Annotated in this window: 27 protein-coding genes, 1 tRNA gene and 2 riboswitches; of the genes, 12 read left to right on the top strand and 16 right to left on the bottom strand. The window is 60.5% G+C overall.

The window, feature by feature from the left end; genetic code table 11:
• Window positions 1-57: 57 nt before the first annotated feature.
• The 3 genes from gcvP to gcvT are packed head-to-tail and all read right to left on the bottom strand — an operon-like array spanning window position 58 to window position 4,446.
• Window positions 58-2,922 carry an aminomethyl-transferring glycine dehydrogenase gene (gene gcvP, locus QA644_RS09155; RefSeq protein WP_283072096.1) on the bottom strand — a complete coding sequence of 955 codons (2,865 nt, stop codon included), beginning with the start codon at window positions 2,920-2,922 and terminating at the stop codon, window positions 58-60.
• On the bottom strand, window positions 2,922-3,284 hold the full coding sequence (gene gcvH / locus QA644_RS09150) for a glycine cleavage system protein GcvH (RefSeq protein ID WP_239598676.1): 363 nt from the start codon (window positions 3,282-3,284) through the stop codon (window positions 2,922-2,924). Before gcvH ends, gcvP begins: the two co-directional genes overlap by 1 nt.
• A gap of 25 nt (window positions 3,285-3,309) precedes the next feature.
• Window positions 3,310-4,446, bottom strand: coding sequence for a glycine cleavage system aminomethyltransferase GcvT (gcvT, locus tag QA644_RS09145; RefSeq protein WP_283072094.1), 1,137 nt, complete (start codon window positions 4,444-4,446; stop codon window positions 3,310-3,312).
• Window positions 4,447-4,518: 72 nt separating this feature from the next.
• Window positions 4,519-4,599: riboswitch (glycine riboswitch) on the bottom strand.
• A gap of 3 nt (window positions 4,600-4,602) precedes the next feature.
• Window positions 4,603-4,691, bottom strand: a riboswitch (glycine riboswitch).
• A 160-nt stretch (window positions 4,692-4,851) separates the two neighbouring features.
• Between gcvT and QA644_RS09140 the strand changes: the two genes are divergently transcribed.
• A complete protein-coding gene (locus QA644_RS09140; RefSeq protein WP_283072092.1) occupies window positions 4,852-5,235 on the top strand; it encodes a hypothetical protein in 384 nt (127 codons plus the stop codon).
• A 78-nt stretch (window positions 5,236-5,313) separates the two neighbouring features.
• On the top strand, window positions 5,314-6,279 hold the full coding sequence (locus QA644_RS09135) for a copper chaperone PCu(A)C (protein WP_283072090.1): 966 nt from the start codon (window positions 5,314-5,316) through the stop codon (window positions 6,277-6,279).
• Between the two features lie 57 nt (window positions 6,280-6,336).
• On the opposite strand, the gene QA644_RS09130 is transcribed toward QA644_RS09135, so the two are convergent.
• Window positions 6,337-6,603 (bottom strand): hypothetical protein, encoded by a 267-nt coding sequence (locus tag QA644_RS09130; RefSeq protein ID WP_194730132.1) that lies wholly within the window; start codon window positions 6,601-6,603, stop codon window positions 6,337-6,339.
• A gap of 121 nt (window positions 6,604-6,724) precedes the next feature.
• On the opposite strand from QA644_RS09130, the gene crcB reads away from it, so the two are divergent.
• From crcB to QA644_RS09095, 7 genes are all read left to right on the top strand, one after another.
• The gene (gene crcB, locus QA644_RS09125; protein WP_074068262.1) at window positions 6,725-7,102 is read left to right on the top strand and encodes a fluoride efflux transporter CrcB; all 378 of its coding nucleotides are present in this window, start codon (window positions 6,725-6,727) and stop codon (window positions 7,100-7,102) included.
• An 87-nt stretch (window positions 7,103-7,189) separates the two neighbouring features.
• Window positions 7,190-8,182, top strand: coding sequence for an RluA family pseudouridine synthase (locus tag QA644_RS09120; RefSeq protein ID WP_092585543.1), 993 nt, complete (start codon window positions 7,190-7,192; stop codon window positions 8,180-8,182).
• Window positions 8,179-8,829 (top strand): HAD-IA family hydrolase, encoded by a 651-nt coding sequence (locus QA644_RS09115; RefSeq protein ID WP_283072086.1) that lies wholly within the window; start codon window positions 8,179-8,181, stop codon window positions 8,827-8,829. Before QA644_RS09120 ends, QA644_RS09115 begins: the two co-directional genes overlap by 4 nt.
• 9 nt (window positions 8,830-8,838) lie before the next feature.
• Window positions 8,839-9,624 (top strand): ATP12 family chaperone protein, encoded by a 786-nt coding sequence (locus tag QA644_RS09110; RefSeq protein ID WP_194729766.1) that lies wholly within the window; start codon window positions 8,839-8,841, stop codon window positions 9,622-9,624.
• A 68-nt stretch (window positions 9,625-9,692) separates the two neighbouring features.
• Window positions 9,693-10,151 (top strand): hypothetical protein, encoded by a 459-nt coding sequence (locus QA644_RS09105; RefSeq protein WP_074068258.1) that lies wholly within the window; start codon window positions 9,693-9,695, stop codon window positions 10,149-10,151.
• Window positions 10,152-10,187: 36 nt separating this feature from the next.
• A complete protein-coding gene (locus QA644_RS09100; RefSeq protein ID WP_194729765.1) occupies window positions 10,188-11,720 on the top strand; it encodes an acyl-CoA carboxylase subunit beta in 1,533 nt (510 codons plus the stop codon).
• Window positions 11,721-11,844: 124 nt separating this feature from the next.
• Entirely contained in the window at window positions 11,845-12,237 is a 393-nt protein-coding gene (locus QA644_RS09095) for a DoxX family protein (RefSeq protein WP_283072083.1), read from the top strand.
• A gap of 36 nt (window positions 12,238-12,273) precedes the next feature.
• On the opposite strand, the gene sugE is transcribed toward QA644_RS09095, so the two are convergent.
• From sugE to lipB, 9 genes are all read right to left on the bottom strand, one after another.
• Window positions 12,274-12,588 carry a quaternary ammonium compound efflux SMR transporter SugE gene (gene sugE / locus QA644_RS09090; RefSeq protein WP_074068251.1) on the bottom strand — a complete coding sequence of 105 codons (315 nt, stop codon included), beginning with the start codon at window positions 12,586-12,588 and terminating at the stop codon, window positions 12,274-12,276.
• A gap of 159 nt (window positions 12,589-12,747) precedes the next feature.
• Complete coding sequence (fghA, locus tag QA644_RS09085) at window positions 12,748-13,581, bottom strand: S-formylglutathione hydrolase (protein WP_239598694.1); 834 nt, start codon at window positions 13,579-13,581, stop codon at window positions 12,748-12,750.
• The gene (locus QA644_RS09080) at window positions 13,578-14,051 is read right to left on the bottom strand and encodes a YaiI/YqxD family protein (RefSeq protein ID WP_194729762.1); all 474 of its coding nucleotides are present in this window, start codon (window positions 14,049-14,051) and stop codon (window positions 13,578-13,580) included. The genes fghA and QA644_RS09080 overlap by 4 nt, the downstream gene beginning before the upstream one ends.
• A gap of 310 nt (window positions 14,052-14,361) precedes the next feature.
• Window positions 14,362-15,489 carry an S-(hydroxymethyl)glutathione dehydrogenase/class III alcohol dehydrogenase gene (locus QA644_RS09075; RefSeq protein WP_194729761.1) on the bottom strand — a complete coding sequence of 376 codons (1,128 nt, stop codon included), beginning with the start codon at window positions 15,487-15,489 and terminating at the stop codon, window positions 14,362-14,364.
• A 130-nt stretch (window positions 15,490-15,619) separates the two neighbouring features.
• Window positions 15,620-16,882 carry a hypothetical protein gene (locus QA644_RS09070; RefSeq protein WP_283072080.1) on the bottom strand — a complete coding sequence of 421 codons (1,263 nt, stop codon included), beginning with the start codon at window positions 16,880-16,882 and terminating at the stop codon, window positions 15,620-15,622.
• 114 nt (window positions 16,883-16,996) lie between these two features.
• Complete coding sequence (locus QA644_RS09065) at window positions 16,997-19,006, bottom strand: acetyl/propionyl/methylcrotonyl-CoA carboxylase subunit alpha (protein WP_283072078.1); 2,010 nt, start codon at window positions 19,004-19,006, stop codon at window positions 16,997-16,999.
• Window positions 19,007-19,110: 104 nt separating this feature from the next.
• Window positions 19,111-19,803 (bottom strand): hypothetical protein, encoded by a 693-nt coding sequence (locus tag QA644_RS09060; RefSeq protein ID WP_283072076.1) that lies wholly within the window; start codon window positions 19,801-19,803, stop codon window positions 19,111-19,113.
• Window positions 19,804-19,888: 85 nt separating this feature from the next.
• On the bottom strand, window positions 19,889-20,827 hold the full coding sequence (locus QA644_RS09055) for a DMT family transporter (RefSeq protein ID WP_156886417.1): 939 nt from the start codon (window positions 20,825-20,827) through the stop codon (window positions 19,889-19,891).
• A 59-nt stretch (window positions 20,828-20,886) separates the two neighbouring features.
• Window positions 20,887-21,600 carry a lipoyl(octanoyl) transferase LipB gene (gene lipB, locus QA644_RS09050; RefSeq protein ID WP_283072074.1) on the bottom strand — a complete coding sequence of 238 codons (714 nt, stop codon included), beginning with the start codon at window positions 21,598-21,600 and terminating at the stop codon, window positions 20,887-20,889.
• Between the two features lie 174 nt (window positions 21,601-21,774).
• On the opposite strand from lipB, the gene QA644_RS09045 reads away from it, so the two are divergent.
• Window positions 21,775-21,859: transfer RNA gene (locus tag QA644_RS09045), tRNA-Leu, on the top strand.
• A 118-nt stretch (window positions 21,860-21,977) separates the two neighbouring features.
• Here the strand turns inward: QA644_RS09045 and QA644_RS09040 are convergent.
• The gene (locus QA644_RS09040; protein WP_283072073.1) at window positions 21,978-22,475 is read right to left on the bottom strand and encodes a BON domain-containing protein; all 498 of its coding nucleotides are present in this window, start codon (window positions 22,473-22,475) and stop codon (window positions 21,978-21,980) included.
• Between the two features lie 75 nt (window positions 22,476-22,550).
• Window positions 22,551-23,045, bottom strand: coding sequence for a peptide deformylase (locus QA644_RS09035; RefSeq protein WP_283072071.1), 495 nt, complete (start codon window positions 23,043-23,045; stop codon window positions 22,551-22,553).
• A gap of 236 nt (window positions 23,046-23,281) precedes the next feature.
• Between QA644_RS09035 and mgtE the strand changes: the two genes are divergently transcribed.
• A complete protein-coding gene (gene mgtE / locus QA644_RS09030; protein WP_283072069.1) occupies window positions 23,282-24,697 on the top strand; it encodes a magnesium transporter in 1,416 nt (471 codons plus the stop codon).
• A gap of 66 nt (window positions 24,698-24,763) precedes the next feature.
• A complete protein-coding gene (locus QA644_RS09025; protein WP_022715690.1) occupies window positions 24,764-25,156 on the top strand; it encodes a MerR family DNA-binding transcriptional regulator in 393 nt (130 codons plus the stop codon).
• Between the two features lie 3 nt (window positions 25,157-25,159).
• Here the strand turns inward: QA644_RS09025 and QA644_RS09020 are convergent, their stop codons facing one another.
• Window positions 25,160-25,633: an isoprenylcysteine carboxylmethyltransferase family protein gene (locus QA644_RS09020; protein WP_283072068.1), complete on the bottom strand. Its 474-nt coding sequence runs from the start codon at window positions 25,631-25,633 to the stop codon at window positions 25,160-25,162.
• Between the last annotated feature and the right edge of the window lie 8 nt (window positions 25,634-25,641).

Here is a 25,641-nt window from a genome sequence, read left to right as displayed (position 1 = left end):
ATTCGTCGCTGCAATCGATTGACCGGATCGATCGGCTCGGGCTTTGCCCGACCGCTTCTACTCCGCAGCCTCTGCGTAGCTCTCCACCGGCGGGCAGGTGCAAACGAGGTTCCTGTCCCCGTACACATTGTCGACGCGGTTGACCGGGGACCAGTATTTGTCGACACGAAAGGCCCCGGGCGGGAAGCAGGCTTGTTCGCGGCTGTAGGGGCGGTCCCATTCGCCGACAAGGTCTTCCACCGTGTGCGGGGCGTTCTTCAGCGGGTTGTTGACCTTGTCCATGCGGCCTTCCTCGATGGCGCGGGCTTCCTCGCGGATCGCCAGCATTGCCTCGCAGAAGCGGTCGAGCTCGGCCTTGGTTTCGGACTCGGTCGGCTCGATCATCAGTGTGCCGGCGACCGGCCAGCTCATGGTCGGGGCATGGAAGCCGCAGTCGATCAGGCGCTTGGCGATGTCGTCGACCGTGACGCTCGCGCTGTCGGCCAGCGGACGCGTGTCGATGATGCATTCATGCGCGACGCGGCCGCTCTCGGACTTGTAGAGCACCCCGTAGGCGCCCTTCAGGCGGGCGGCGATGTAGTTGGCGTTGAGGATCGCAACCTTGGTTGCCTGCGTCAGGCCTTCGCCACCCATCATCAGCACATAGCTCCAGGAGATCGGCAGGATCGAGGCCGAGCCGAAGGCCGCTGCCGAGACGGCGCCTGAGCGTCCGTCCGTTTCCGGGTGGCCGGGCAGGTGAGGCGCCAGATGGGCCTTGACGCCGATCGGGCCCATGCCGGGACCGCCGCCGCCATGGGGGATGCAGAAGGTCTTGTGCAGGTTGAGGTGACTGACGTCGGAACCGATGTCACCGGGACGCGACAAGCCGACCATGGCGTTCATGTTGGCGCCGTCGAGATAGACCTGGCCGCCGTGCTTGTGCACGAGATCGCAGATCTCCTTCACCGTTTCCTCGAACACGCCATGCGTCGAAGGATAGGTTATCATGCAGCAGGAGAGATTTTCCGCATGCTCCTCCGCCTTGGCGCGGAAGTCGTCCATGTCGATGTCGCCGTTCCCGCGAACCTTGACGACCACGACCTTCATGCCGGCCATCTGCGCGGAGGCGGGGTTGGTGCCGTGCGCCGAGGTCGGGATCAGGCAGACGTCGCGATGGCCGTTGCCGTTGGCGATATGGTAGTTGCGGATCGTGAGCAGGCCGGCATATTCGCCCTGCGCGCCGGAATTTGGCTGCATCGAGAAGGCGTCATAGCCGGTCACGGCGCAGAGTTTTTCCGTCAGATCGTCGATCATTTCGCGGTAGCCGAGCGCCTGATCGACCGGAGCATAAGGATGGATATCCGAAAACTCCGGCCAGGTGATAGGCAGCATTTCCGCCGTGGCGTTCAGCTTCATGGTGCAGGAGCCGAGCGGGATCATCGCGCGGTCGAGCGCGAGGTCGCGGTCGGAGAGCCGGCGGATGTAGCGGGTCATTTCGCTTTCGGCGCGGTTCATGTGGAAGATCGGATGCGTCAGATATTCGCTGGTGCGCAGCAGATCCTTCGGCAGGCGGTAGCCTGGCTCGAAATCGGCCACGGCGAAATTGCCGCCGAATGCGCGCCAGGCGGCTTCGAGCGTCGCGGGGCGCGTGCGCTCATCGAGGCTCATGCCGATCTTGGTCGTGCCAACCTTGCGCAGGTTGATACCCTCGGCGACGGCCGCGCGCAGGATGAGGCCCTGCATGTGGCCGACATCGACAGTGAGCGTGTCGAAAAAGGTTTCGGGCTCTATCCTGTAGCCTAGCTTTTCTAGGCCCTTAGCCATCAGCACGGCCTTCTGGTGGACCTGCTGGGCGATCGCCTTGATGCCCTTGGGACCGTGGAAAACCGCATACATCGAGGCCATGACGGCGAGCAGCACCTGCGCGGTGCAGATGTTCGACGTTGCCTTTTCCCGGCGGATATGCTGTTCACGGGTCTGCAGCGACAGCCGGTAGGCGCGATTGCCGCGGGCATCGACCGAGACGCCGACGAGACGGCCGGGCATGGAGCGCTTGTGCGCATCCTTGACCGACATATAGGCGGCATGCGGTCCGCCGTAGCCGACCGGAACGCCGAAGCGCTGCGACGAGCCGATCGCAATATCGGCGCCCATTTCGCCCGGCGACTTCAGAAGCGTCAGCGCGAGGATATCGGCCGCGACGATGGCGATCGCGCCCGTCTGGTGCAGGCGGGAGATCAGGCCGGTGAAATCATGCACGTGGCCGTGCGTTCCCGGATACTGGAAGATGGCGCCGAAGACGTCCACCGGATCGAGATCCTTGAAGGGGTCACCGACGATGACGCTCCAGCCGAGCGGTTCGGCGCGGGTCTGGATGAGCGCGATCGTCTGCGGATGGCAGGCGGCATCGACGAAGAAGGCCTTGGCCTTAGACTTCGCGACGCGCTCGGCAATCGCCATGCCTTCGGCAGCAGCGGTCGCTTCGTCGAGAAGCGAAGCGTTGGCGACGTCGAGACCGGTCAGGTCGCAGATCATCGTCTGGTAGTTCAAGAGCGCTTCCAGACGGCCCTGACTGATCTCCGGCTGGTAAGGCGTGTAGGCCGTGTACCAGGCCGGATTTTCGAGGATGGTGCGCTGGATGACCGGCGGCGTGATGGTGCCGTAATAGCCTTGGCCGATCAGGGAAACGAGGACCTTGTTCTTGTTGGCGGTCTCGCGCAGCTTGTCGAGCGCCTCGCGCTCCGTCATCGGCGCGCCCCAGGCAAGCGCCGCCTTCTGTCGGATCGCAGACGGCACGGTCGCGTCGATGAGGCTGTCGAGGCTGTTGTAGCCGACGACCTTCAGCATGTCGCTCATTTCGGCCGGCGACGGGCCGATATGACGGCGGTTGGCGAAGTCGTAGGGCTGGTAGTCGGTAAACTGGAATTCTGTCGGCGTCGTCATTACGCGGTGAGCTCCTTATAGGCCGCTTCGTCAAGCAGGCCATCGGCATCGGCCGGATTCTTGAGCTTCAGCTTGAAGAACCAGCCGGCGCCCTGCGGGTCGGAATTGACCAGCGACGGATCGGCAGTGATCGCTTCGTTGACTTCGGTGATCTCGCCATCGAGCGGACAATAGACTTCCGAGGCAGCCTTCACGGATTCGACGGTGGCGGCATCGTCATTCTTGGAAAAGGTCGCGCCCACTTCCGGCAATTCGACGAAAACGAGGTCGCCGAGCTGTTCGACGGCATAATTCGTAATGCCGACCGTCGCCACGCCGTCTTCGAGCTTCAGCCATTCATGTTCTTCGGTAAATTTCAGCATGGTTTTGTTCCTCTCTGGAAATATCTTAGCGTTTGTAGGTCGGCGTGATGAAGGGCAGGGCGGCGACCGTAGCGAGGAGATACTTGCCGCGCACCTCAGCGTAAATTTGGGTTCCAACGGAGGCATGCGAAACCGGCACATAGCCCATGGCAACCGGGCCTTCGACACTCGGGCCGAAGCCGCCCGAAGTGACTTCGCCGATCTCGGTCTTGCCTTCGGCATCCGCATAGAGTTTGGAATGGCCGCGCACCGGCGCCTTGCCTTCCGGCTTCAGGCCGACGCGGCGGCGTGTGGCACCATTGTCGAGTTCATCGAGAATGCGTGCTGCACCCGGAAAGTCCCCCGCGCGCGCTCCGCCCGTCCTGCGGGCCTTCTGCATGGCCCATTCGAGCGCCGCCTCGACCGGCGTTGTGGTGGCGTCGATGTCGTTGCCGTAGAGGCAGAGTCCGGCCTCCAGACGCAGCGAATCGCGGGCGCCGAGGCCGATCGGCTGCGCATCGGGATGTTCGAGCAACCGCCTGGCGACATCCTCCGCCTTGTTAGCGGGTACGGAGATCTCAAAGCCGTCCTCGCCGCTATAGCCGGAACGGGAAACGAGACAGGAGATGTCGTGCAAGCGGCAGTGACGCACGTCCATGAACTTCATCGCCGCGACATCCGCCCAGAGTTCGGCCAGCACGTTGACTGCGCGCGGACCTTGCAGCGCGACTAACGCGCGGTCGAGAAGGGTTATGTCGCAGCGGTCGCCGATATGCTTTTGCATGTGCGCGACATCGGCCTCCTTGCAGGCGGCGTTGACGACGACGAAGAGATGGTCGTCGAGATGGGTGATCATCAAGTCGTCGAGGATGCCGCCGTTTTCGTCGGTGAAGAAGCCGTAGCGCTGGCGGCCTTCGGCGAGGCCGAGAATGTCGACCGGTACGAGGCTTTCGAGTGCGAGGGCGGCATCTTCATATCTGCCGGACTTCGCCCTCACGACGACCTGACCCATGTGGGAGACGTCGAAAAGGCCGGCGCCGGCGCGCGTCTGCAGGTGTTCCTTCAGCACGCCGGCCGAATACTGAACGGGCATCTCGTAGCCTGCGAAAGGCACCATGCGGGCACCGAGCGAAAGATGCAGCGCGTGTAGCGGAGTTTTCTTGAGGGCAGCAGTATCGTCCAACGACGCCTCCGGGGTTTGCGCGTGGAATTCCATGCGCGGGCTCAATCTGAAGGCGCGGCTACGCCTTGCTTTCGAGCCCCCTCTGTCCCTGTGCCTGAGATTGTTATCCCTTCGGCGAGCGTTTCGAGAACACTTCTCTCCAGAGTTCCGTCTGCCCCTTGCTGGTCCTTTGGCCTGAGAGTTTCCGGGGCGGTTGCTCCTTCGGCACCGGCCGTCTGTAGACCGGATTCTCCCAACAGGGTTGCGGCAATTATCCGGCGGAGCAGGCTCTTGGCAAGGGGGAATGTCGCCGCCGAACAAATTTTTGTCGCGCCGTCTTTCGACAAAGTGTTGAACTGCGTCAAATGGGCTTTTGCTTTTTTCGGATAAAGTGCTTAATCGCGAAATCCGCTAAAGAGGATCCAGATGATGAAAACGGGCCGAAACGCTGGCATGCTGACGCGCATTCTCTGCGCGCTGAGCTTGCTTATGCTTGGCCTTGCACATCAGGCGCCGCAGGCGGCTGCGGCGGACGCGGACTATAATAGCGTTGCATACGTCCTGCCGGACGGCACCCACGCCTCGCTTTGCGTGACCGCTACGGACAGCAGCGGCAAGACGGTCCCTCTGAAGCCGAATTGCGAAGTCTGCCGGCTTACGGCTTTCGTCATCCTGCCGGTGCCGGATAACGGCTCCTGGCTGCATCTCGAGTTCGCGACGCTGCATAACCCCCCGGTTGTTGCGGACACCCCCATCGGGGTGCCCGCCGTCGACCGGCCGAAGTCCAGGGCACCGCCGGTTCTGGCCTGATCTCCAGCCACCACCGAAATGACACGACAATGCCGGTGCGCCAGCCATTGGGAGCTGCAGCCGGCGAGGAGATACCCGATGAAGACAATCAAGACACTCAGCGCTGCGGCCCTGGTTTTCGCAGCCGCATTCACGGCAGCGCAGGCGCATGTCACCTTTCTTAATCCCGAAGCCCCACAGGAAAAGACGTTCCTCGCAACGCTGCAGGTGCCGCATGGCTGTGACGGCAAGCCCACCAACGAAGTGCAGGTGAAGCTGCCGGAAGGCTTTGTGTTCGCCAAGCCGCAGCCGAAGGCCGGCTGGGAACTTGAAGTGATCAAGGGCGACTATCAGAAGACCTACGACAATCACGGCACCAAGGTGAAATCCGGCGCAGTCGAAATCCGCTGGATGGGCGGCAACCTCTCGGACGATTTTTATGATACCTTCGTGATCCAGGGCAAGGTTTCGGGCGTGGATGCCGGAACATCGCTGGCCTTTCCGGTGAAGCAGCTTTGCGGCGATGCGGCCGAGGCATGGGACCAGGTCGCAACCGATGGCGGCGATCCCCATAGGCTCAAGAGCCCGGCGCCGTTGCTGAAGGTCGTTGCCGGTGGCGACAATGGCCATGACCATGGCGACATGGCCGGGATGGACATGAATGCTGCAGCAGGCGGCACTGCAACACTCGGCGACCTCGAAATCTCCGGCGCCTTTACGAAGGCAATGCTGCCCGGCCAGCCGGTCGGCGGCGGCTTCTTTACTGTCAAGAATAACGGCAAGACCGACGACAGGCTCGTCGTCGTTTCCTCGCCGACCGCGGGCGAAGTTCAGATGCACGAAATGGCGATGCAGAACAATGTCATGAAGATGCGTGAACTGAAGGATGGGATTGCCATTCCAGCGGGCGGGACGGTGAAGCTAGCGCCTGGCGGCCTGCATCTGATGTTCCGGAAGGTGAAGGCGCCTTTCAAGCAGGGCGAGAGCGTGCCGGTGACGCTCACCTTTGAGAAGGCGGGCAAGATCGACGTGACGTTGGAGGTTCTCTCGGCCCAGGGCAAATAACCAGCAACAGGCCTGCGGCAGTCGCCGCGGGCCTTCTGCTTTCCAAAGGTGAGAAACTCAAAAATCCTCGTAGGATTTCAATGCCTGCTGCAATCCTGCCTGCGGCTGCTTGTTGCCCTTGGCCATCAGGTCGAGCGCCACTTCGGTGGACTGAATGATGCTTGCCGTTTCGTTCAGCTCCTGGTCATGTCGGCCCTTGAGCTGACGGTCTGCGATCCGGCGCGCGTCCTTTGCCGCCATGCTCGTCGGCACGCGGGGAGCAATCCTCAGCGTTTCGAAAGCGGCGGCGGCCGTGCTCGCGGATATGGTGACGACCTGTGTCATAGGACGTTTGATACACATCGCCGGTTCGTGCGCGGCTAAGGAAATCATTCGCATTTTAATGAACGGTAGGATTTCTTCTCATCCAATTGGAAACGGTCAATTCGTCAGGTAAACCAGAACGATGATCCAGGCTCTTCTTGTCGGCGCCGGCGGCGCTATCGGCTCGCTTTTGAGATATTATGTCGGCCAATGGTCGCTGCGGCTCCTGGGGCCTGGCTTTCCTTGGGGCACGCTGATTGTCAACGTCGTTGGCTGTTTCGCCATTGGCGTTTTTGCCGAAATGATCGCGCGCCGGTTCAACGCCTCCGTCGAAATGCGCCTGCTGCTCATCACCGGCTTCCTCGGCGGCTTTACGACCTTTTCCGCCTTTTCTCTGGACGCGATCTCGCTTTTCGAGCGGGGCGAGGCCGTCGCCGGCGGACTTTACGTCGCCGCAAGCGTCGGGCTTTCGATTGCCTCTGTCATGGCTGGTCTCGCGCTTGTGCGTGCTTTGATCTGAAAGGCAGTTTCCGCGCGGAGAAAAATGCTCTAAAGCCACCGGCAACAGCCGCGCGTGGCGCGCCCAAGTTTTTCCGAAAGAACAAGAATGGCCGGAATCGAACATATCAAGGTGGATGCCGACGAGGCGGGAATGCGGCTCGACCGGTGGTTCAAGATTCATTTCCCTGGCCTCGGCTTCGGCCAGCTTCAGAAGCTGCTGCGTTCGGGCCAGGTCCGCGTCGACGGTGGACGCGTAAAGACCGACGCGCGCGTGCAGCCGGGCCAGATGGTTCGCGTGCCGCCGCTCGATGTCGATGCGAAGGTCAAGAGCGGTCCGATCGCCGGGAAGGATCTGAAGCATTCCAGCGATTACGAACTTCTTCAGCGCATGGTGCTGCATGAGGACGACAAGGTGATCGTGCTCAACAAGCCCGCCGGACTTGCCGTGCAGGGCGGTTCCGGCCTGACCCGGCATATCGACCAGATGCTGGAGGCCTGGACGAGCCCCAAAGGCGAGAAGCCGCGGCTCGTGCACCGGCTTGACCGCGACACATCGGGCGTGCTCGTCATTGCCCGCACACGTGGTGCCGCTCAGAAGCTGACGGCTGCCTTTCGCGAACGCGACACCAAGAAGACCTACTGGTCGTTGGTGAAGGGCGTGCCACGCAAGCATGAGGACAAGATCTCCACGTGGCTCGTCAAGGAAGCGACTGCCGACGGCGATCGCATGCGCATTGCCAAGCACGGCGAGGAGGGTGCGGATCATGCCGTGTCCTACTACCGCGTGATTGAAACGGCGGCGCAAAACCTGGCCTGGCTCGAGATGGAGCCATACACCGGCCGTACGCATCAGCTTCGTGTTCATGCGCTGCATATCGGCCATCCGATCATCGGCGATCCAAAATACTTCATCGACGACCCGAACTGGGACTTTCCCGGCGGCATCCAGAAGCGGCTGCACCTGCATGCCCGTCATATCGACATCCCGCATCCTGCAGGCGGACGCCTGCGCATCACGGCGCCGCTGCCGCCGCATATGGTGCAGACCTGGAACCTTCTCGGCCTTGATCTTGCCGGTGCGGAGAGGATTGACGAATGAAGCTTATTCTCTTCGATTGCGACGGCACGTTGGTCGACAGTGCCGCCCTGATCCATGAGGTGATGGCCAGAACCTTCGTTCAATTCGGTCATTCACGGCCGGATCTTTCCAGCACCAAATCGATCATCGGTCTGACGCTCGATATCGCGATTGCCCGCATGCAGGGCAAGCTGCATGTCGATGACGAGGCGATCGCCATGACGGCCCACTACAAGTCGATCTACATGGATGTCAGGCAGGAGTCCGGCATGGATGTGCCCCTTTTCGCCGGGATAAAGCCGATGATAGACAGGCTCGCCGCACGGGAAGACATCCTGATCGGCGCCGTCACCGGAAAGTCGCGCCGCGGGCTTGTCAATGTCCTCGAAACACACGGTTTCACGCCGCATTTCATCGTCTCGCGGACGGCCGACGATTGTCCGTCGAAGCCGCATCCGGCCATGGTAACCGAATGCTGCGACGAAGCCGGCATGAAGGCCGCTGATGCCATTGTCATCGGCGACGCTGTCTACGATATGCAGATGGCAAAGGCTGCAGGCGCAAAGGCAATTGGTGTATCTTGGGGTTATGCCAGCGTTGACGACCTGATTGCCGCCGGCGCCGATACTGTCGCTTACCATCCGAATGACGTGCTTGACCATTTTTGAGGTGACGCCATGCGCGACCTGCTGAACGACCTTTCCGAAGGACTGAGCCACCCCGATCCGATCCGCCGCGCGCAGATCCAGATGAAAAGGCCGCTGCCGAAACGCTTCTACAAGAACGTCACGGTTGCCGAGCGGGACGACGCCTTCGCGATCGAGCTTGATGGTAAGGTCGTGCGCACGCCCGCCAAACAGGTTCTGGCGGTGCCGGTAGAGGCTCTGGCCGAGCTCCTCGCCGCCGAGTGGGATGCACAGGCTGAAGTGATTGACCCGGCGACCATGCCCGTGACACGCCTCGTCAATACCGCGCTCGACGGCGTCGCGATGGACACGCAAGCCGTCTTCGAAGACATCCTGCGGTTTTCCTCGAGCGATCTTCTCTGCTACCGCGCCGAAGGACCGGAACTCCTGGTGCAGCGCCAGACCGAGCAGTGGGACCCGGTTCTCGATTGGGCGGCGAATGATCTCGGCGCGCGCTTCATCCTGATTGAAGGCGTGATGCATCACGAGCAGCCGCGCGAAGCGGTCGCAGCCTTCGACGTCACTTTGCGCAGACACGATAGTGCGTTGGCACTTGCCTCCCTTCACACGATAACGACGCTAACCGGGTCGGCCCTTCTGGCCCTGGGGTTCGCCGAGCGCCATCTGACCCTGGACGAGGTCTGGTCGCTTGCCCATCTCGATGAGGATTGGACGATCGAGCATTGGGGCAGCGACGAGGAGGGCGAACTGCGCCGTGCCAAGCGCTTTGAGGAGTTCAAGGCAGCGGCGGAGGTTTTTTTGGCGCTAAAGGCCTGAAACATATTGCTTTGGCAGCCATTATGGCGAAATCTGCGACTCCGAGCGGGAGAGGTGCGGAATTCAGCATGAATTGGTTTAGGTCGCTTTTTTGTCAGCTGGGGCTGGTCTGCGCCATGCTGACGTCCTGCATGGGCCTGACCTCCGATGAGCCGGCCGCTCCTATCTACGATGTCCGCAGTGCCGTGGTTCTCGGCGGTCCCAATACACCGCCCGAGCTGCTTTCAGGCATCGGCGACCGCATCAATGCCGCCATCAATGCAACGGTTCGGACCGAGGTCTATCCGCGCGTCGTGCTGACGATTCGCATCGCTTCCCTCCAGAAAGTCACAGGCTTCGACAAAAACAGGAATATCGCCAAGATCAATATCGATGCGGCGTCCGTCGACGAGGGCTCGGTCATCGCCGTCAGCTCGTTCGAGGTGACCAGCACTGCCAACGATCGGGCCATGGCGGATCAGATTCTAGCGGAGGATATCGCCGCGCGAGTCCGCTCGGCCTTTAAGCTCAATACCGGCCGCGGCTGAAGATCATGCCGCGATCGAGCGGCGAGGGGAGATTTCATGAAGGAAGTTCTCGACGAACTGGAGCGGCGCCGGGAGATTGCTCGGCAGGGCGGCGGCCAGGCGCGCATCGAAGCGCAGCACAAGCGCGGCAAGCTGACGGCACGCGAAAGGATCGACCTCTTCCTCGATGAAGACTCTTTCGAGGAGTTCGACATGTTCGTTGAGCATCGCTCGACGGATTTCGGCATGGACAAGAGCCGGATTGCCGGCGACGGCGTCGTCACGGGCTGGGGAACCGTCAACGGCCGGACCGTCTTCGTCTTCGCCAAGGATTTCACGGTGTTCGGCGGCTCGCTTTCCGAGGCGCATGCCGAGAAGATCATGAAGGTCCAGGACATGGCGCTGAAAAATCGGGCGCCGATCGTCGGCATCTATGATGCGGGCGGCGCGCGCATCCAGGAAGGGGTTGCTGCGCTCGGCGGCTATGCCGAAGTCTTCCAGCGCAATGTGCTCGCCTCCGGCGTCATTCCGCAGATTTCCGTGATCATGGGCCCATGTGCCGGCGGCGACGTCTATTCGCCTGCAATGACCGATTTCATCTTCATGGTGCGCGACACCTCTTACATGTTCGTGACCGGTCCGGATGTCGTCAAGACCGTCACCAACGAGACCGTGACCTCCGAGGAACTCGGCGGCGCCTCTGTTCACACGACGCGTTCCTCAATCGCCGACGGCGCTTACGACAACGATGTCGACACATTGCTGCAGGTCCGCCGCCTCATCGATTTCCTGCCGCTTTCCAACACCTCGCCGGTGCCGGAGATCGAATGTTACCAGTCGGTGATGGATGGGGATCAATCGCTGGACACGCTCATCCCCGCCAATGCCAATAAGCCGTATGACATCAAGGAGCTGATCCACAAGGTTGCGGACGATGGCGATTTTTTTGAGATTCAGGCAAGCTTCGCCAAGAACATCGTCTGCGGTTTCGGGCGCGTCGAGGGCTCGACGGTCGGCTTTGTGGCGAACCAGCCGATGGTGCTTGCCGGCGTGCTCGATAGCGATGCATCACGCAAGGCCGCGCGTTTCGTGCGCTTTTGCGATTGCTTCAGTATTCCGATCGTCACCTTCGTCGATGTTCCGGGCTTTCTGCCGGGCACGGCGCAGGAATATGGCGGTCTTATCAAGCATGGGGCGAAGCTGCTTTTTGCCTATGCGGAGGCGACCGTGCCGAAGCTGACAGTCATCACCCGCAAGGCGTTCGGCGGGGCTTACGACGTAATGGCCTCCAAGCATCTGCGTGGCGATCTCAACTATGCCTGGCCGACGGCGCAGATCGCAGTGATGGGTGCGAAGGGCGCAGTCGAGATCATCTTCCGTAAGGACATCACCGATCCGGAAAAGATTGCGGCACACACAAAGATGTACGAGGACCGCTTCCTGTCGCCCTTTGTCGCGGCCGAGCGCGGCTATATCGACGAGGTGATCATGCCGCATTCGACGCGCCGCCGCCTGGCGCGCGGTCTGAAGATGCTACGCAACAAGGATCTCTCGAACCCCTGGAAGAAGCACGACAATATTCCGCTCTGAGGTGTGAGAATCGTGAAAATCAAGCGAAATCAACAGGAAGTGAACGCACGTCACCGATCCGTGTATTCATTCCTCTCGTTTAGGAAATTAACGCTCGACTGTGTTATCTCAAGGGAGAGCCCAAATGTCCGGTTTCGAACGTCTCAGCGCCTATCAACCCTACGCGCTGGCCGCTCTTAGGATCATCACTGCGCTTCTGTTCATCGAGCACGGCACGATGAAGTTGTTTGAATTCCCGATCCCGCAAGGAGAGGGCGGCCCGCTTCCGCCGCTCATGCTCGTGGCGGCGCTTCTGGAATTCGTCGGCGGACTGGCAATTCTCGTCGGTTTCCTGACACGTCCGATCGCGTTCATCCTGAGCGGCCAGATGGCTGTTGCCTATTTCATGGAGCACGTGCCGATGGGTTTCTACCCGGCCGTCAATCAGGGCGAATCGGCGATCCTCTACTGCTTCGTCTTCCTGTTTCTGGTTTTCGCCGGTGCAGGCGCCTTTTCGGTCGACAAGCGCAACGCCTGAGAAGAATGCCGCGGGTTCGTCCCGCGGCATTCATCGTCATACAGTGAGCTTAAGTCCGACAATGCCGGCGATGATGAGTGCGATGCAGCCGAGGCGGGCCGCGGTGACGGGGTCGCCGAGCAGCCAGATGCCGAGCAGCACCGTTCCGACGGTGCCAATTCCGGTCCAGACCGCATAGGCTGTGCCGATCGGCAGCGTTTTGACCGCCAGACCGAGCAGCACGATGCTGATCACCATGGAAATGACGGTCAGGACCGTCGGCATGGGCCGCGTGAAGCCATCGGTGTATTTCAAACCGATTGCCCAGCCACATTCAAAAAGACCTGCAAGAAACAGCAGAAACCAAGCCATCTCACTCTCCTTTTTAAAGAGCGAGGCCGTCCCCGCGACGTTTGCGCCCGCAGGAGAGCGGGCGCCGCAGTCGTCTGCGTTGGTGCTCATATGCGCGGATTGACTGTCGTTGCAAGGTAGGAATTGGCATAGCTGCCATGCCACCGTTTCTTGCGTTCCTTATCCGAGCCGCTCGGCGTGCCACGTCAGGTGATTATCCATGAAGGTGGAGATGAAATAGTAAGAGTGGTCGTAGCGCTCATGCAGCCGCAGCGTGAGCTTGATATCCGTGTCCTTGATCGCCTCTTCGAAAAGCCACGGCCTCAGGCCGTTGTCGAGGAAGCCGTCAGCCTTACCCTGATCGATCAGAAATTCCGGGAAGCGTGCGCCGTCGCTTACCAAGGCGCATGCGTCGTACTTGCGCCAGGCCGCACGATCGGAACCTAGATACTTTTCGAATGCCGGCGCCGACCAATCGGCGGTCGACGGCTCGACGATCGGCGCGAAGGCCGAGCAGCTCCTGAAGCGGTCCGGGTTCCTCAATGCGATCGTCAGTGCCCCATGACCGCCCATTGAATGGCCGAAGATGCCCTGGCGGCTCATGTCGATGCGAAATTGCTTGGCGACGAGGGCCGGCAGCTCCTCGGTGATGTAGGTGTACATCCGATAGTTTTCTGCCCAGGGCTCTTCGGTGGCATCAAGGTAGAAGCCCGCGCCTTTGCCCATCTGCCAGTTGGTGAGCTCGTCGGGAATATCATTGCCGCGTGGGCTTGTGTCCGGGCAGACGATGATCAGGCCGAGCTCGGCCGCCATGCGCCGGTACTCGCCTTTTTCCATGACGTTGGCGTGCGTGCAGGTCAGCCCGGAAAGATACCAGAGAACCGGGCAGGGCTCCTTGATGGCCTTCGGCGGCGCAAAGACTGCGAAGGTCATCTCGCATTTGCAGGCTTCGGATTCGTGCGAATACACGCCCTGCATGCCTCCGAAGGCGGTCGCCTGGGAAATGATGTTCATTTTTGATCTCCCGTTCCTGGGGCTGCCGCCTTGGCGCGACGGCAAAGCCGGTCGAAGGTTTCGAGGAACCGCGAACGGTCCTTCGGACTGAAGGCCGCATTGTAGCCCTTGCTTTCGCCGGTTTCCCGCAGGTGCGCGCCGAGATCGCGCATGGCGCTCGCCATGCCGATATTTGTGTCGTCGAAAACGCGCCCGGTGGGGCCGCACACCAGTGAACCACCCGCAACGCACCGCACGGCGAGCGGCACGTCCGCAGTCACCACAACGTCGCTGTTGGTTGCGTGTTCCGCAATCCAGTTGTCGGCGGCATCGAAGGCATTGGAGACGATGACGTTACGGACCATAGGATCACGTGAGGGCCGCAGGCCGGAATTGGCGACGAAGGTCACCTCGATGCCGTGGCGTTCGGCAACCTTCAGGATTTCCGGCTTCACGGGGCAGGCGTCTGCATCGACATATATTTGCGGCATGTGTCGTTCGTTTCTAATCGTCGAAATAGCGATGGTAGTCTCGTGCCGCATTGAGAATGCGGATCAGTTCCAGGCCTGCGCCGTCCGGCAACGGATCGTAGATGATGATGTCGTCCCGATACTGGAACATCCTGATGCTTGGATATTTCGGAAAGCGCTGTACGCTGAGAAGCGGGTTTCAGCAAAGATTTGATATCGCCTTTCCAATTCGAGAATGAACGCATCTGAGCGGCTCAAGCGCTGGAATGCAGCCGTATCTATCAATCGGCCGGCTGCAATGCCAGATCGATTTTAAATTACCGACACGAGATCAATACAGCACCACGCCCCGGATGCTTTGACCGGAATGCATGAGTTCGAAGCCCTTGTTGATGTCTTCGAGCGGCATCGTATGGGTGATCATCGGATCGATCTCAATTTTGCCTTCCATGTACCAGTCGACGATCTTCGGCACGTCGGTGCGGCCACGCGCGCCGCCAAAGGCGGTGCCCATCCAGCTGCGGCCGGTGACCAGCTGGAACGGGCGGGTGGAGATTTCCTGGCCGGCACCGGCAACCCCGATGACGACCGACTTGCCCCAGCCGCGATGGCTGGCTTCCAGCGCCTGGCGCATCACCTTGGTGTTGCCGGTGCAGTCGAAGGTGTAGTCGGCACCGCCGATCTGGTCGGCGCCGCGCTTCGTCATGTTGACGAGATAGGGCACGATGTCGTCGCCGACCTCCTTCGGATTGACGAAATGCGTCATGCCAAACTTTTCGCCCCACACCTTGCGGTCATTGTTGATGTCGACACCGATGATCATGTCGGCGCCGGCAAGCTTCAGGCCCTGGATGACGTTGAGGCCGATGCCGCCGAGGCCGAAGACGATCGCCGTTGCGCCGATCTCCACCTTGGCGGTGTTGATGACGGCGCCGATGCCGGTGGTGACGCCGCAGCCGATGTAGCAGATCTTGTCGAAGGGGGCGTCCGCATTGACCTTGGCAACGGCGATCTCGGGCAGCACCGTGTAATTGGCAAAGGTCGAGCAGCCCATGTAGTGATGGATCTTGTCCTTGCCGATCGAAAAGCGCGACGTGCCGTCCGGCATCAGGCCCTGGCCCTGGGTGGCGCGGATCGCCGTGCAGAGATTGGTCTTGCGCGACAGGCAGGACGGGCATTCACGGCATTCCGGCGTATAGAGCGGAATGACGTGGTCGCCCTTCTTGACCGAAGTGACGCCCGGTCCGACATCGACGACGATGCCGGCACCCTCATGGCCGAGGATTGCCGGAAACAGGCCCTCCGGATCGGCGCCAGACAGCGTGAAATCGTCCGTGTGGCAGATGCCGGTCGCCTTGACCTCGACCAGAACCTCGCCGGCCCGCGGGCCTTCCAGCTGCACGGTCATGACTTCCAGCGGTTTTCCAGCCTGAACGGCAACGGCGGCGCGAACATCCATCGTCTGATCTCCTCGTGATTTTCCGGCGTAACCTTGGCATGCCGGGCGACGGCGGCTCAAGCGAAAAGGAAAGGCGGCGACGACATTAACGCAAAATCAGCTACTTGCGACAACCAGTTTGCTCAGAGCGTCAAAAGAGCTTTTCTGCCGAAAAAATAACGGCATAGCCGTGAATGAGGATCGCAGCATAAAGACCGAAGGTGACCAGCAGGCGCTCGCAGGCCTTCATCTCCTCGAGCTTGTGGCGAGGCTTGAGGGATCCCGCGCCAATCATGCTGAGCAGGATGAAGACGGCGAGCGCCGCAGCCAGGATGCCGCTGGAAACGCCGACCTCCCAGCCGATGACGAGAATGCAGGCCGTAATGGCAAAGCTCGCTCCGATCAGCGAGCGAGGTGTCCTGAAGATCTGCCGCAAGACCTGACCACCGTCGAACCTTTGCATTGGCAGAAGATTGAGCAGGTTGAAAGCGCCGAGGATGAGCAGGAAGATCAATAGCGGGCCGCGGAATTGCTCCGACAGCAGGCCATGTGCCGCAATGTTATCCCCGGCAATCAGGATAGGCACGAAGAAGGCCGAGATGCCAGGCCCCATCAGCGCACAGGTGGCAACCTCGAAATGGCTCTTGTAGGGTCTGCCGCCAATCGCGATGCCGCCGAGGAGCGGCACGAAGATCATGCGCACGGATTCATGTCCGAAAGTCCGGTAGGCGGCGAGATGCCCGAGCTCGTGCACAGCGATGACGAGGGTAAGAAATGTCGAGATCATCAGCCCGGATGTCGTCAGTCCGAAGAACGGCCAAAGCAAAAACGTCGAAAGTATAGCCAGGCCGCATTGAAACGTGGGATGTTCGAAATATCCCTGCGGAACCGATGCACCGGTTTCAAGCCAACCTTCGAGCGCACGCAGCTCGCGGCGCAGCATGACATATCGGAAAAGAAGGAAGGCGAGGCCGCGGTAACGATCCGTCTGCGTAATTTCGATCTCGGCGCCGTCGGGCAGGCGGCGGACGATCCTGCTTTCGCTGAAATCCCGCCAGAAGGCCAAATCAAGCGTGCTGTCGTCAGCGACGCGCGAACGAAAGCCGCGTCCGCCGGCGGCCGGCAACGGCTCCAAAGCCAGCAAGCGGCGCAGAGGTGCGCCGTTGCGGTCCAAATGGCTGTAGATCTGCTCGACGATGCCTGTGCGGTTTTTGAGCGGCTTGCTGCTGATGACGGAATGGTGCCAGTCGGCGTCGGTGCCGGCGGGATCGATCGCTCTCCACAGCTCCTCCGGCGGTCTCTGGAATGTCCGCGTCAGGCGAATGGTGCGCACGCCGAGTGGGATGCGCATGAGCAGCCAGAGCAGGCCAAGATTGATGAAAAGCAGCAGGGCGGCAGATTGCAGCGCCGTCATTCGTGTCTCCGAGGCCCCAGCCACAGGACGAAAACGCCGCATACTAGGCTGCAAGACCTTAACAAATGCGAAGTCGCGTCAGCGGCGGCGCAGACGGACCTGTGCCAATCCGGATCAGGCGAATTCCAGGATCACGGCATCGACGGCGAGGCTCTCGCCAGGCTTCGCATTGATCTTGCCGACGACCAGATCGCGTTCGGCGCGCAGCACGTTTTCCATCTTCATAGCTTCCACGACGGCAAGCGTCTCGCCGGCCTTTACCTCCTGGCCTTCCGCGACGGCGATCGAAATCACCAGCCCCGGCATCGGGCAAAGCAGCAGCTTCGAGGTATCCGGCGGGAGCTTGACCGGCATCAGGCAATCGAGTTCGGCGTGGCGCGGCGTGAAAACCGTGGCGCGGACCGCAAGGCCCTGCCAATCGATGCGCATGCCGTTCAGAACCGGCCGGATCTGGGCCGTCACCGCCCGTCCGCCGATTGCCCCGTTCCAGACTGGCGCACCGGGTCGCCAATCGGTGACAACATGGAACTTTTCTCCCGCTGCTTCCATCTCCATGTCGAACGGGATGGTCACCAGTCCATCGGCAAGCCTCACCGGCACATAGTCCGTGCCGATCTTCACGACCCATTGCTTGCGAAGATTACCGTCCGAAGCGCGCAATCGGTCGATATGGCGTTCGCGGCGATTGGCTTCGATCAGCGCTGTGGACAGCGCTACGGCCGCAAGCAGAGCCTCCTCCCGCTGATCCGGGGCCATCGGCGCAAAGCCGTCCGGATATTCCTCGGCAATGAAACCAGTCGAAAGTCTGCCCTCGCGCCAGCGCGGATGCTTCATCAATGCCGAGAGGAACGGCAGATTATGCGCGATGCCGTCAACCACGAAGCCGTCGAGTGCCTGGCCCATGGCCTCGATCGCTGCCGAACGGTCCGGCGCCCAGGCGCAAAGCTTGGCGATCATCGGATCGTAATACATCGAGATTTCGGCGCCCTCGAAGACACCGGTATCGTTGCGGACGATCGTGCTGCCGTGCCAGCCTTCCGCGGGCGGGCGGTAACGCGTCAGGCGGCCGATCGACGGCAGGAAGTTGCGATAGGGATCTTCGGCGTAGAGGCGGCTTTCGATCGCCCAGCCATTCAGCTTTATGTCCTTCTGGCTGATGGGAAGTGTTTCGCCCGCGGCAACCCGGATCATCTGCTCCACGAGGTCGATCCCGGTCGCCAGCTCCGTCACCGGATGCTCGACCTGCAGCCGCGTGTTCATTTCGAGGAAATAGAAATTGCGGTCGCGGTCGACGATGAATTCTACCGTTCCTGCGCTCTGATAATCGACGGCCTTCGCCAGTGCGACGGACTGCTTGCCCATCGCCTGTCTGGTCTTTTCGTCGAGGAAAGGCGAGGGTGCCTCTTCGACGACCTTCTGGTTCCGCCGCTGGATCGAGCATTCGCGCTCGCCGAGATAGACGGTATTGCCGTGCGCATCCGCCAGCACCTGGATTTCGATATGGCGTGGATCGACAATGTATTTCTCGATGAAGACGCGATCGTCGCCGAAAGAACTCCTTGCCTCCGAGCGGGCACGGTCGAAACCGTCGCGGACTTCCGCCTCGTTCCAGGCGATACGCATGCCCTTGCCGCCGCCGCCGGCCGAAGCTTTGATCATCACGGGATAGCCGATCTCACCGGCGATCATCTCGGCATGCGCTGCATCCTCGATGACGCCGAGATAGCCCGGCACCGTCGAAACCTTGGCGGCATTGGCGAACTTCTTCGATTCGATCTTGTCGCCCATCGCCCTGATGGCCTTCGGTTTCGGCCCGATGAAGACGATGCCCTCCCTTTCGAGGGCCTCGCAAAAGGAGGCCCGTTCGGAAAGGAAGCCGTAGCCGGGGTGAACAGCTTCCGCGCCGGTCTCCTTGCAGACGGCGATGATCTTTTCGGCGACGAGATAGCTCTCGGCTGCCGCCGCCGGGCCTATATGCACTGCCTCATCAGCCATTTCGACGTGAAGGGCATCGCGGTCTGCGTCCGAATAGACCGCGACCGTTGCAATACCCATGCGGCGCGCAGTCTTGATCACGCGGCAAGCGATCTCGCCGCGGTTCGCGATCAGAATTTTCTTGAACATGCAGACTCCAACCGAAAAATGCGTCCAGAAGTTCTACGCAGAAACGCCGGGACGCACAATCGTGCGAAATCTGACGGTGGGGAAGGGACCTGTCCTAACGCAAGTCACGCAACGGCTTGTTCGTCGTCCACGATCCGCAGCCAGCGGCTGGTGCGCGGTTCGGCGTAATCCCGAAGCTGGAGCGCCTGGAGGATTTCAGCCCAGCGGGGATGATTGGCGGACGGCAGCGTTTCCGCTTCGATCCGGCGCAAGACGCTGTAGGTGAGATGCGAAACTGGAATCACACCGCCCTCGCAGATGTTCCGCAGCACGCGCATCACGAAATCGATGTCCTGGCGGGCGATGCCTTTGCGGTCCACTGCACGCGACAGCTTGTAGCCGCCGACATCGTCGGTAATCGCAAGGCGCAGCTGATCGAGCGCAAAGGCGCGCAGCTCGTCCGGTACATGGGAGGAAATCTCCATGATGTGCAGTATGAGTTCCAGTTCGAGCGCCGAATTGATGACGCCGTCGGTCGCGAACATGCGCATGATCCAGGCGACATTGATCTCGTCCAGCGAGCCCTGCGGATAGCTGTAGTTGACAATGAAACCGGCGAGTTCCTCCACGAAGAAGGCGCTCCATTCCGGGCATTTTTCAGGACAGGAATTGTTCAGTGCAAGCATGACAACGACGTCGTCGGCCCTCCGGACGCCGTGCGGAAAGCTGTGCTTGCGCAAGAGGCTGATATCGTCGGCGGCCAGCCGATGCTTTCCCGCGATCACGCATGCCGGAAAAGCGAGTCGGAATTCGCTCATCTTTCATCTCCAGACTTCTTCATGAAGCCAGAAATGATTTTAGCCCAGCGGAATTGAAGAACCCTCAACGACAAGGGTTAATCGACTACGCAGGTGTTTCCGATGATTTTAGCGATCTTGACTGAACGCGTTCGCGCCAGATGATGAAGAGGCCGGACGCGACGATGATGAAAATGCCGATCCATTTGGAAAAATTGGGAAAATCGTTGAACAGCGCGTATCCGAGCACGGTCGCCGAAATGATCTCAAAATATTGGAACGGGGCAAGCAGCGACAGCGGCGCAAGGCGGAATGCCCTGACGATCAGCATATGCGCATAGCCGGAGATGGTGCCGAGGACGAGCAAAAGGACGAGGCCCAATACCGACGAGGGAAGCGACATTTCGAAATCGGGCATTGAAAGCGCATTTCCGCCCAGGAGCGCTGCCCCCATGAAGAGCGTTCCGCCGATTCCGGCCAAGGTCTGCATCGTTAACGGCGAATCGGCTTCACCGATTGCCCGGTTGAGGAAGAGATAGAGCGAGAAAAGGAAGGCACAAAGCACTGGCAGCAGCGCCTTCAGGCCGAAGATTTCGTAGCTCGGCTGGATGACGATCATCGCACCTGCGAAGCCGACGACGATCGCCGCCCACCGCCGCCAACCGACCTTGTCGCCGAGGAAGAGCGCCGAAAGAGCCGTCAGCATGAATGGTTCCACGAAATAGATCGCGAAGACATCCGCGAGCGGCATGTATTTGACCGCGACGAAGAAGAGCAGGCTGGCTGCGCCATGCAAGGCGCCCCGCAGCAGGTTCATCCATGGCCGCTTTGCCGAAAGCGCCTTCCAGCGGAAGACGGCAAGCAGGATAGGAAGCGTGCAGGCGACCTGAAAGAAGAAGCGATAGAATGTCACCTGCCCTGGTGACATCGCCTCGAAGGTCGCCATGTATTTGGCGATCGCGTCCATGGCGGGCAGGACGACCATGGCTCCGGCCATGATGACCATGCCTTGAAGCGGGTTATGCGGAGATTGTTCTTGGGACATGGTGCAGGCTTTCGAAAACGAAGCCATCAACCACAGGAATGCATGCCGATCAATATGGCCTAGCGTTCGCCCACCGTATTGCCGAAGACCGATTCGAAGGCTTCGCGCAGGCGGATATCCACATCCGCCATCATAACCGGCAGGCCGAGATCGACAAGGCTGGTCACGCCGTAGGCAGAAATCCCGCAGGGTACGATGCCGGTAAAATGGTCGAGGTCGGGATCGACATTGAGCGACAAGCCGTGAAACGTCACCCATCTGCGAAGCCGGATGCCGAGCGCAGCAATCTTGTCCTCGCTCATGCTGCCGTCCGGAAGATGCGGTTTCTCCGGCCGTCTCACCCAGACGCCGACGCGGTCCTCGCGCCGCTCGCCGCGTACATTCATCGAATCGAGCGTAAGGATCACCACTTCTTCAAGCGCCACGACGAAGGCGCGGACATCCTGCCGCCGGCGTTTGAGATCAAGCATCACATAGGCAACGCGCTGGCCGGGGCCATGATAAGTGTATTCGCCGCCGCGGCCGGTCGCAAAAACCGGAAAACGGTCCGGCTGCACAAGGTCCTTCGCATTGGCGCTGGTGCCTGCCGTATAGAGGGGCGGATGCTCGACGAGCCAGACAAGCTCGTCGCCGCCCTCGGCGATCAGGGCCACCTCGCGCTCCATCGTCTCGACGGCTTCGCTATAAGGAATGAGACCATCGGAGATGCGCCAACGCACCGGCTTTGAGCCTTCAAGCGGAAACATCGAGAATTGTAGATCGGTGCGCAGCATAGACTTCCCTCGCCGCACGGTGATCAGAGGCGGCAGATCGCCTATATGGCCCCGTTTGACGGGCAATTCAAATGCTGTGATTTGTTTTGCAAAAATCTGCCATATCGCCCTTGTGCACCCCAAATGCTTTTGCTACATGCTGCCCCGCCGACGCAAATCGGCACCTACCACGATGCGGTCGTGGCGGAATTGGTAGACGCGCAGCGTTGAGGTCGCTGTGGGGCAACCCGTGGAAGTTCGAGTCTTCTCGACCGCACCATTCTCTTCCAGAGAAATTTTTAGAACGTCCCATCTCGCGTGCGACATGAAAAATGGGCCGGTGTTTCCGGTCCCTTTTCGTTTGCGGCATGCCCGACGGTTCGATTGGCCTTGGGACTTCAATCCTCGTCCGATAGATGCGAATCAACACCGATCGTTTCTAGCCGGTTGCGGATATGGTGGACGCCATCAACTGAAAGGGCACCGAGTTCGACCTTCCGGGCCATTCCGATGGTCTCGACCGCGCCTTCCAGCGTTACGGTATGGCCGTCGGCGTGAACATCGATGCTGTCGAGGTTCAGATCCGGGATGTTTTCCAGGTTCTCCGTCACGCGCGCTTCGAGGTCATCGCTTTCGTCGCGATGGATCGTATCGGCCCTGAGCGAATCCTTGAGCCGGTTTTCGTTTCCGTCTCCGTCCGTGCCGTCAACGCGAAAGCCGCTGTTAGGCTCGCGGTCGAAGTTTGCGGGCGTTTCGCCGTAGGCTCGATTTTGCGGTTCAGGCGATCGCGCACCTGCTTCGTCGGAGTAGGGCCAGCCGTCGTCAAGATTGCGTTCTTCGTAATCGCGATAATCGTCTTCGCGCGAAAAGGTGGTCTTGTCGTTCTTCTTTGGCATCGTCATTCTCCCTCAGGCGTTACCTTGATCGAAGAACGCTCGTGGTCCGGAATGGTTCGCCAAAGTTTCGTGAAATCACAGCGTCGCTTTTTCCCATTTCCGGATCAGGCGGTCGCGCTTCAGCTTCGACAGGCGCTGAAGCCAGAAAATTCCGTCAAGCTGGTCGACTTCGTGCTGAATGCAAATCGCCAGGAAGCCATCGGCATGCTCTTCATGCTGGACACCGTTGATGTCCTGGTAGCGGAAACGGACTGCGCGGGGTCTTGTCACCTCGTCGGTCACGCCCGGCATCGACACGCTTCCTTCGGTCTGGCGCATGAGTTCATCCGAAACCGACATGATATCGGGGTTGATAAATATCCGAACCCCGTCCGCCTTGTTGAGCTCGATCACGACCACCCGCAGGAAGACGCCGACATGGGCGGCCGTGATGCCGACGCCGGGTGCGACGCGCATCGTCTCCAGCAGATCGTCAGCAAGCCGACGCAGTGCCGAATCGAAGACCGCCACCGGTTCGCAGACTGTCTTCAGGCCGGGATGCGGATAGCGAAGAATGGGGCGAATGGCCATCGGCGGCGGTCCTTGTTTGCTGGCGCGCGGAAACTATCGGCAAGACGGCGCATTGTCATCTGCGCGATGCGCTTTGGCGCTAGACGACACCGAGCATTTCGGTTAGCAGGGGCTGGAATTCGGGCGGGCCGAGAGGGCAGGCGGAATTCGTTTATCCGCTTGTTGACAATGCTTTTTCAGCCGCCATTCTCGAATGCGGCGCGACAGTCGTTAATCTTGGAATGCGAGGACGGCAGATGACGGAAACCGGAGAAGACGACCGCATCCGCAGACGTCCGGACGACGAAGGAGCCGACATCTACGACGAGGACGGCAATGTCCGCAGCGACTTTCTGGCGCTTGTCGGCGCTGCCATCGCCGACCGCGATACGATTTTTCTCCGGCAGAACGTCGCGCGTCTTCACGAGTCCGAAATAGGCGACCTGCTGGAATCGATCCAGCCGGATCAGCGTCTAGCGCTTGTCCGCCTCCTCGGCGACGATTTCGACATGACGGCGCTGACGGAGGTCGATGAAACGATCCGTCGCGAAATTGTCGATCAGATACCGAACGAGCAGATTGCCGCTGCAATCGGCGACCTCGATTCGGACGACGCTGTCTACATCCTCGAGGACCTGGACAAGGAAGACCGGGAAGAAATTCTGGCGCAGCTGCCGTTCACCGAGCGGGTGCGCCTGCGTAGGGCACTGGATTACCCGGAAAGCTCTGCCGGCCGCCGCATGCAGACGGAATTCGTGGCGGTGCCGCCCTTCTGGACTGTCGGTCAGACGATCGACTATATGCGCGAAGAGGAGGACCTGCCTTATTCCTTCACGCAGATCTTCGTTATCGACCCGACCTTCAAGTTGCTCGGCGCCGTCGATCTCGACCAGATTCTCCGCACCAAGCGGCAGACAAAGATCGAAGCGATCATGCGCGAGACGACCCGTCCGATTCCAGCCGAGATGGACCAGGAAGAGGCGGCGCAGCTCTTCGAGCAATACGACCTTCTCTCAGCCGCCGTCGTGGACGAGAACGAGCGTCTTGTCGGTGTTCTTACCATCGACGATGTAGTCGACGTCATTCACGAGGAAGCGGATGAGGACATCAAACGCCTCGGCGGCGTCGGTGACGAAGAGCTGTCCGACAATGTCATATCGACCGTCCGCTCGCGCTTCCTTTGGCTGATGATCAATCTCGGCACGGCGATGCTTTCGGCCAGTGTCATCGGCCTCTTCGACGCCTCGATCGAGAAGATGATCGCGCTTGCCGTACTGATGCCAATCGTGGCCTCCATGGGAGGCAATGCCGGCACGCAGACGATGACCGTGACCGTGCGCGCGCTCGCGACCCGCGACCTCGACATATACAATGCCGGCCGCATCATCCGCAGGGAGGCGGGCGTCGGGATCATGAACGGCATCGTTTTTGCCAGCATCATGGGCACGATTGCCGGCGCGTGGTTCCACGACTACCAGCTTGGTATGGTCATCGGCGCCGCCATGATCATCAATCTGGTGGCTGCGGCGCTGGCGGGCATTCTTTTGCCGCTTCTTCTGGATAAAGTCGGCGCGGACCCGGCTATTGCGTCGTCCGTTTTCGTAACCACCGTCACCGACTGCACAGGCTTCTTCGCTTTCCTCGGTATCGCCACCTGGTGGTTCGGTATCTGAGCCGGACTTGCCTAAATTGACTATTACGTAAAAGTCAATATTATGGGCTACGAGAGTGGGAAGCCAATGCCAGTGAACAAGTACTATAGCATAACGGAGCTGACGCGCGAATTCGGAGTGTCGACGCGCACGCTTCGCTTCTACGAAGACGAGGGCCTGATCCATCCGGAACGCCGCGGGCGCACGCGCCTCTTTCGTCCGGCCGATCGGCGCCTGATCCAGGAAATCCTGCGCGGCCGCCGCATCGGCTTCACGATCGCGGAGATTCGCGAGATCATTCAGGTCTATAAGGACCCGCCGGGGGAACTCGGCCAGCTCAAGCTTTTGATGAAACGTGTTGACGAAAAGCGGGAAGACCTGCGCAAGAAGCGCAAGGATATCGACGACACGCTGACGGAGCTCGACAATATCGAAGAGGCCTGTCTCGGCCGGCTCGCCGAAATCGGCGTGGGCACCTGAGCGTCAGATCCAGCGTCTGGTTCTTCTGCAATAGCTTTCGAAATCGCAGCCGAAGCGGGCCTGCAGGTGTCTTTCCTCGCGCCGGATCGCGACAAAGGTGGTGACGATCGCCGCGAAGACCGCTGCGACGTAGAACCAGCTGTTTGCCGTCATGAGGCCGAAGGCGACCGTTGCAAGCGTGTAGCCGAGATAGATCGGATTGCGCGTGTAGCGAAAGGGTCCGCGGGTGACGAGATGGGCTGTTGCGCGATGCGGCATGATCGTCGTCCCGCTCTCCAGCAGGGTCTTGATCGCCCATATGTCGAGCGAGACGGCTGCGACGGTGAGCGCTGCGCCTATGATCCAGCCAAAGGCGGCATGCATCCGGGGTACCGGAAGCCCGGCGATTTCGCCGAGCAGGAAAGCGGAGAAAAAAGCGAGGCCGTATAGAACCGGCGGCCATGGAAACTTCAGCGGCTTAGAACGATAGGCATTCATCGAACTGC

The organism is Rhizobium sp. CC1099, from assembly GCF_029714385.1.
Classification (GTDB): domain Bacteria; phylum Pseudomonadota; class Alphaproteobacteria; order Rhizobiales; family Rhizobiaceae; genus Rhizobium.
The sequence above is the reverse complement of the archived record's forward strand: the minus strand, read 5'-3'. Positions and strand labels throughout refer to the sequence as shown.